Source organism: Stenotrophomonas sp. 2YAF22, from assembly GCF_052114665.1.
GTDB classification, from domain to species: domain Bacteria; phylum Pseudomonadota; class Gammaproteobacteria; order Xanthomonadales; family Xanthomonadaceae; genus Stenotrophomonas; species Stenotrophomonas indicatrix.
In genome coordinates this window covers 1-6,901 of record NZ_JBFRFE010000183.1, presented here as the reverse complement: position 1 = coordinate 6,901, position 6,901 = coordinate 1, and the positions used below count along the sequence as shown (strand labels likewise).

General features: G+C 67.5%; 6 protein-coding genes. 3 read left to right on the top strand and 3 right to left on the bottom strand.

What is annotated here, in order from left to right:
* The 3 genes from AB4Y84_RS09285 to AB4Y84_RS09275 all read right to left on the bottom strand — a co-directional run.
* On the bottom strand, positions 1-806 hold an 806-nt coding region (locus AB4Y84_RS09285; RefSeq protein ID WP_442250044.1), incomplete at its 3' end, for a TonB-dependent receptor plug domain-containing protein.
* A 215-nt stretch (positions 807-1,021) separates the two neighbouring features.
* On the bottom strand, positions 1,022-1,672 hold the full coding sequence (locus AB4Y84_RS09280; RefSeq protein WP_363732324.1) for an energy transducer TonB: 651 nt from the start codon (positions 1,670-1,672) through the stop codon (positions 1,022-1,024).
* 219 nt (positions 1,673-1,891) lie between these two features.
* Positions 1,892-2,629, bottom strand: a complete 738-nt coding sequence (locus AB4Y84_RS09275; protein WP_025879289.1) for an SIMPL domain-containing protein — start codon at positions 2,627-2,629, stop codon at positions 1,892-1,894.
* A gap of 130 nt (positions 2,630-2,759) precedes the next feature.
* Between AB4Y84_RS09275 and AB4Y84_RS09270 the strand changes: the two genes are divergently transcribed.
* The 3 genes from AB4Y84_RS09270 to AB4Y84_RS09260 form a co-directional block, all read left to right on the top strand.
* Positions 2,760-3,368, top strand: coding sequence for a Maf family nucleotide pyrophosphatase (locus AB4Y84_RS09270; RefSeq protein WP_080148327.1), 609 nt, complete (start codon positions 2,760-2,762; stop codon positions 3,366-3,368).
* The gene (gene rng / locus AB4Y84_RS09265; RefSeq protein WP_025879287.1) at positions 3,361-4,848 is read left to right on the top strand and encodes a ribonuclease G; all 1,488 of its coding nucleotides are present in this window, start codon (positions 3,361-3,363) and stop codon (positions 4,846-4,848) included. Before AB4Y84_RS09270 ends, rng begins: the two co-directional genes overlap by 8 nt.
* 30 nt (positions 4,849-4,878) lie before the next feature.
* On the top strand, positions 4,879-6,901 hold a 2,023-nt coding region (locus tag AB4Y84_RS09260; RefSeq protein ID WP_442250042.1), incomplete at its 3' end, for a YhdP family phospholipid transporter.

Genomic DNA, 6,901 nt, shown 5'->3' with positions numbered 1-6,901 from the left:
CCCAGGAACTGTGCGGTCTTGTCATAGCCCCACTGGCGGGTGTCGCCGGTGCCGATCCACTTGCGGTTCTTGCGGTCGCTGATCTTGATGGCGTCGGTCTTGCCGACGTCCAGGCTGAAGAATGCATTCCAGCCGTCGCTGGCCAGGTCGCCGGTACCCGCGGTCAGGGTCGCCTTCTTGGCGTCGCCGTCGCTGTCGCCGGACAGGCCGTAGGAACCACGCAGGATCACGCCCTGGAAGTCGCTGCGCAGGATGATGTTGACCACGCCGGCGATGGCGTCGGAGCCGTAGATTGCCGAGGCGCCGTCCTTCAGCACTTCAACGCGTTCGACTGCGTCGAGCGGGATGGTGCTGAGGTCGGTGAACACCTTCTGGCCGTCATCGGCCAGGCCATAGGTGGCCATGCGGCGGCCGTTCAACAGCACCAGCGTGGAGCCGGCACCCAGGCCGCGCAGCGAAATGCCGGCGCCGCCGCCGGCGAAGCCGTTGCCGAAGGTCTTGGGAATGGAGCCGGCACCATCAGCGGTGATGGTCTGCAGGTACTCGGCCAGCGAGGTCTTGCCGGTGCGATCGATTTCCTGGCGGGTCACCACCTGCACCGGCGACGGTGTCTCGGTGTTGGTGCGCGGGATGTTCGAACCGGTGACGGTGATCCGGTCAAGGTTGGTGGCCTGTTCCTGCGCGAATGCAGAAGAGGAAGCCACGGCTCCGGCGAGCAGCAGGGCACCGCCGGTGAGGATATGGGTGATGGACGTTGCCAGGTGGTTGCGGCGGCGGCTGGCGGGCCGTTGGATCGGGTGTTTCACAGCTTCTCTCCTGACTGGAAAACTCGAGCATTGAGGGCTGTCTCCGGTGTGTCCCGGGACGCGTCAATCTAGGTTTCCGGCAGGTGACGAAGGTGTGAAGTTTTACTAAATTCGTAACGGTTTTCCAACGAAGTTCAAATAACCGGGCAGATTGGCCCTGTTCCGGCCCATTCACCGTTACTGCCGGCCCGGCAGGTGCCGGGCCGGCCCAGGGGTCAGTTGGGCAGGGAGAACTGCACCGGCACCATGCCGATGGCCGGAACGGCCATGCCATCACGCTCGGCCGGCACGAAACGCCAGTGGCGCAGCACCTGCTGGCGGGCGGCCTGGTCCAGGCTGCGCGAGCCGCTGCTGCGTTCGATGCTGACGTTCACCGGCTGTCCGCTGGGGTCCACCTCCACCCGCAGCAGCACCGTGCCCTGTTCGTGATTGCGCAGGGCCTGGATCGGGTAGCTGGGCGGCGGGTTGCTGCGGTACTGCAGCTGGGCGCCGGCCAGCGGCGTGGACGGGGCAATGGTCGGCGCAGCCTGCACCGCGGTCGGCTCGGCTGCCGGCAGGATGATGCCCTGGGCCTCCTCGACGGTCGCGGTGGGCGTCGGCAGCGGTGCGGGCACCGGCGTGGCCTGCCGCTTGTGCACCACCTCCACCTTTTCAGGCTCGGTCGGCACCGGTGCCGGCGGCTTCGGGTCTTCCTTCGGAATGAACCGGATCGTGGTCTGGTCGCGGGGAAGTGCGGTGACGGCCTGGTAGGTCGCCGGGATCAGCAACAACAGAAGCGCGAGCAGATGCAGGGCGATGGCCGCACTCCAGGCGGCAACGCGGGCGGGATCGAAGTGCAGGGGTACTACGGGATACGTACGAACCATGGTCCACCTCCATGCCAGTGTCGAAGTCCTCAACGCACCAGGGCCGCCATCGGGGTTGCCGCACGCGGCTGGCAGTCAATCATTAGCGCGCGGCCTCCACCACTGCCTAGAGGCAGGGGCGGCAGCGTTGAGCTGCCCTTCATGTAACGCTGCCGGCACGGCGGCGGTGGAAACGAAAACGGCGCCCCGCAGGGCGCCGTCGGTTGAACGGAAGGAGCCTCAGCGGCCCAGTTCGAACACCACGTCCAGGTTCACCGAGACGGTCGATTCACCCGGGGCGACCGGGGTGGCCTTGTCCATTGCCATGCCGGCGGCCTGCGCACGCATCATCGGCATCGGGCGGAAACCGCCACCGGCGTTCTCGGAAATGCTGACAATGCGGCGCACCTGCAGGCCAAGCGACTTCGCATAGGTCTGGGCACGGGCCTGGGCCTTCTTCAGTGCCGCCAGGCGCGCTTCGTCATAGACCGGCTCGGGCTGGTCGATCTCGAACTGCGGGCCGTTGATCTGGTTGGCGCCCTGCGCGGCCAGCGCGTCCAGCACCTTGCCGAGCTTGGCGATGTCGCGGACCTTCAGGCTGACGGTGTTGCTGGCCTGGTAGCCGGTGATCTTCGGTGCTTCGTTGTCGGCATAACGGTACTGCGGGTTGAGGCTGACGCCGCTGGTCTGCACGTCGCGCTCGGCGATGCCGGCGGCCTTGATCGCGGCCAGGACCTTGTCCATCTGCTGGGCGTTCTGGCGCATGGCGCTGTTGCCGTCGGCGGCCTGGGTGACCACACCGGCCGACAGCGTGGCCACGTCCGGCACGCGGGTGGCTTCGGCGTTGGCCGAGATGTTCAGCAGGGTGCCTTCGGCCGCGGCGGCGATCGACGGCGACGACGGATCGGCATGGGCGGTCATCGAAGCTCCAAGGGCGAGGGACAGGGCAAGCAGCAGCGGGGTGGCGGTGCGACGCATGGGATCTCCTTGTTGTGGCGCTGAGGGTGGTGTCGTAGCGATGAACGCGTTGTGAGTCCGTTCGGGGTTGCAGGCGCCGGGGAAGGATTGTCCGACGATTCAGGTACCGGCGTCAGGTTATGCTGTGTCGATGCTCTATCTTGCTTCCCGCTCCCCCCGACGCAACCAGCTGCTGGCCCGACTCGGACACCCTTTCCAGGCCTTGGACCTGGAGGTCGTCGAGCAGCGCGCGGCCTCTGAAAGTGCCCAGGACTATGTCTGCCGGGTCGCCGCCGACAAGGCGCGCGCCGGCCTGGCACGGGTGCTGGCCGAGGACCCGCAGGCGAGGGTGCTGGGGTCGGATACCGAAGTGGTGCTCGATGGCGAAGTATTCGGCAAGCCGGCCGACGCGGCCGACGCGCGGGCGATGCTGGCACGGCTGGCCGGGCGCACCCATCAGGTGATGACCGCCGTGGTGGTGGTGGACGCGCAGGGACTGGACAGCGAACTGGTCGTTTCCGAGGTCACCTTCGCCGCCATCGAGTCCGCCGACATCGCTGCCTACGTCGCCACCGGCGAGCCGCTGGACAAGGCGGGTGCCTATGCCATCCAGGGCGGTGCCGAGCGCTGGATCGAACACCTTTCCGGCAGCTACTCCGGCGTCATGGGGCTGCCGTTGCTGCATACCGATCGTCTGCTGGCCCGCTGCGGCGTGCTGGCCCCAACTGCTGATGCCGCCAGGGAGGCTGCCGATGTCTGAGGAAATCCTGGTCAATGTGACCCCGCGCGAAACCCGGGTCGCGGTGATCGAGAACGGCATGCTGCAGGAACTGCACATCGAGCGCGGTTGGCGCCGGGGTGTGGTCGGCAACATCTACAAGGGCAAGGTGCAACGGGTCATGCCGGGCATGCAGGCGGCATTCGTCGAAGTGGGCCTGGAGCGCGCCGCGTTCCTGCACGCCAACGACGTGGTGCGGCCGGCGCCGGTGGCCAGCGCCGATACCGAGAACACGACCCTGCCGCCGCCGTCCAGCGTGCCGATCGTGGAGCTGCTGCGCGACGGCCAGGACATCGTGGTGCAGGTGGTGAAGGATCCGATCGGGACCAAGGGCGCACGCCTGACCACCCAGATCAGCATTCCCTCCCGCTACATGGTGCTGCTGCCGCAGTCGAAGGTGGTGGGCGTGTCGGCGCGCATCGAGGACGAAGGCGAGCGCGCGCGGCTGAAGGCGCTGGTGACCGAACTGTCGGCCCAGCACGGCGGCTACGGCTACATCGTGCGCACCAATGCCGAAGGCCAGCCGGCCGAGGCCATCGCCGAAGACATCGCCTACCTGTCACGGGTATGGAACGTGGTCGAGCGCCGCGGCCGCGAGGCGGCGTCGTGCAGCAACATCTATGAAGACCTGAGCCTGCCGCTGCGTTCGGTGCGCGACCTGATCCGCAAGGACGTGGACAAGGTCAAGGTGGACTCGAAGGAGACCTTCGCCCAGCTGCAGGCGTTCGTGGCCAAGTACATGCCGGTGCTGGCAGAGAAGATCGAGCTGTACAGCGGCGATCGTCCGATCTTCGACATGTTCGGGGTCGAGGACGAGATCGGCCGTGCGCTGGACAAGCAGGTACCGCTGAAATCCGGTGGCTACCTGGTGATCGACCAGACCGAGGCGATGACCACCATCGACGTCAATACCGGCTCGTTCCTCGGCCAGCGCAACCTGGAAGAGACGGTGTTCCGCACCAACCTGGAGGCCGCGCAGGCGGTGGCGAGGCAGCTGCGCCTGCGCAACCTGGGCGGCATCATCATCATCGACTTCATCGACATGGATGACGCCGAGCATCGCCGCCAGGTACTGCGTACCCTGGAAAAGGCGCTGGCCCGCGACCATGCCAAGACCACGGTGTACGACTTCTCGCCGCTGGGCCTGGTGGAGATGACGCGCAAGCGCACGGTGGAAAGCCTGGAGCGCCAGCTGTCGGAAACCTGCCCGCAGTGCAGTGGCCGCGGCACCATCAAGACCACCGAAACGGTGACCTACGAGATCTTCCGCGAGATCACCCGCGCGGTGCGCCAGTTCGATGCCGCGCGCCTGCTGGTTATCGCGTCCAGCAAGGTTGTGGCGCGGATCACCGATGAGGAATCCACGGCCGTGGCCGAGCTGGAGGAGTTCCTCGGCAAGAGCATCCGCTTCCAGGCGGACGAGCAGTACCTGCAGGAGCAGTTCGATGTTGTTCTGCTCTGATCCAGGCCGACTGTCTGCTTTCGGTGGCCGATGAGCGCGCCGCCGCGCCTGCGACTGCGAAGGATCCGCCGTCATTTCATCGCCGCATGCGCGGTTGGCCTGGTCGGGCTTGCCCTGCTGGTCGGCACCCTCAGCCAGCTGCTGCCGCTGGCTGAGCGTCATCCGGACCGGATCGCAGCCTGGCTGAGTGCGCGTGCCGGACAACCGGTGCGTTTCGAACGCCTGGACACTACCTGGACCCGACGCGGTCCATTGCTGCAGTTGAAGGGCCTGCGCATCGGCGCGGGCCAGGGCTTGGCCATCGGCGAAGCCGAGGTGCTGGTGTCGATATACAGCGGCCTGTTGCCGGGCCGTTCGCTGACCGAACTGCGGCTGCGTGGCTTGGCGCTGGACCTGCAGCAGGCCGCCGATGGCCGCTGGTCGGTGCGCGGCCTGCCGCAGTCCCGCGCTGGCGGCGATCCGCTGGATGCGTTGCGCCGGCTGGGCGAACTGCAGGTGATTGGTGGCCGCCTCGGCGTGCATGCGCCAGCACTGGGTGTCGACGCCACCCTGCCACGTATCGACCTGCGCCTGCGCGTGGATGGCGACCGCCTGCGGGTGGGCGTGCGTGCCTGGGCACAGACCGACGCCTTGCCGCTGACGGCGGTGCTGGACCTGGATCGCCAGCGCGGCACCGGCCAGGCCTGGGTAGGTGCCGATCCGATCGATTTCCGTGCCTGGGCGCCGTTGCTGGCGGCCGGCGGCATGCGCCTGCGCGAGGGCAAGGGCGAGCTCAACCTGTGGCTGACCCTGCGTGATTTCGCCCCGGTGGCGCTGATCACCGATTCGGATCTGCGTGATCTGCGTGTCGAAGGCGCGCCGATGCCTGGCGTGGCGCGCCCGGAAATTCAATTGCAACGGCTGCAGGCGCGCCTGCGTTGGCAGCGGACGGCAGAAGGCTGGGCGCTGCAGGTGCCGCGCCTGCGCCTGCAGGCCGATGGCAGCCAGCAGCAGCTCGACGGGCTACAACTGCGGGTGGGCAAGCAGATGCAGGTGCAGGCCGCAGCAGCGCAGGCGGGTACCGCGTTGCGCGCGCTGGCGCTCAGCGACCGACTGGATGCGGGCCTGCGGCATTGGCTGTACCTGGCCAAGCCGCAGCTGGACGTGGCACAGGTGCAGTTGCGCGGCCAGCAGGGTGGCCCGTTGTGGGTACAGGGCGAACTGCAGTCGCTGGGCTTTGCCAGCGTCGGCAACTCGCCGGGCCTGCGTGGCCTGGGCGGCCGCTTCGAGGGCGATGCCAACGGCTTCAGCCTGCAGCTGCAACCCCAGCGCCAGCTGCAGTTCGATTGGCCGACCGGTTTCGGCGTGCGTCACGACCTGCACCTGGCCGGGCAGATCGTCGGTTGGCGCGACGAGGCCGGTGGCTGGCGCATCGGCACCCCGGCGATGCGTGTGGAAGGTACCGACTACGCCGCCGACGTGCGCGGTGGTCTCTGGTTCCAGGGCGATGGCACCCGGCCGTGGATGCAACTGGCGGCCAAGCTGGACGACGTACCGATGACCGCGGCCAAGCGTTTCTGGATCCATTCCAGGATGAGCAAGGGCGCCACCGACTGGCTGGACATGGCCTTGGCCGGTGGCCAGGTGCGCAACGGCATCGGACTGGTCAGTGGTGACCTGGACGACTGGCCGTTCGACAACAACGATGGCCGCTTCGAAGCCACTGGGCACATCACCAACGGTGACATCCGCTTCCAGCACGATTGGCCGTTGATGGGCCAGGTGGACGCCGATGTCGCCTTCATTGGGCCCGGTTTCCACATGCAGGGCCGCGGCGATCTGGCTGGCGTGGCGGTGCAGACGTTCGAAGCCGGGATCCGGGATTTCGGCCAGCAGCCACTGTACGTCCGCGCCGACAGCCAAGGCGATGCCGGCAAGCTGCTGGCGATGTTGCGGCAGAGCCCGCTGCACAAGGAATACGGCGACACCCTGGACAACCTCGCGGCAAGCGGGCCGGCCAACGTGCATTTCGACCTGCTGCAGCCCTTGCATCATGACCAGGGCGGTGGCCACC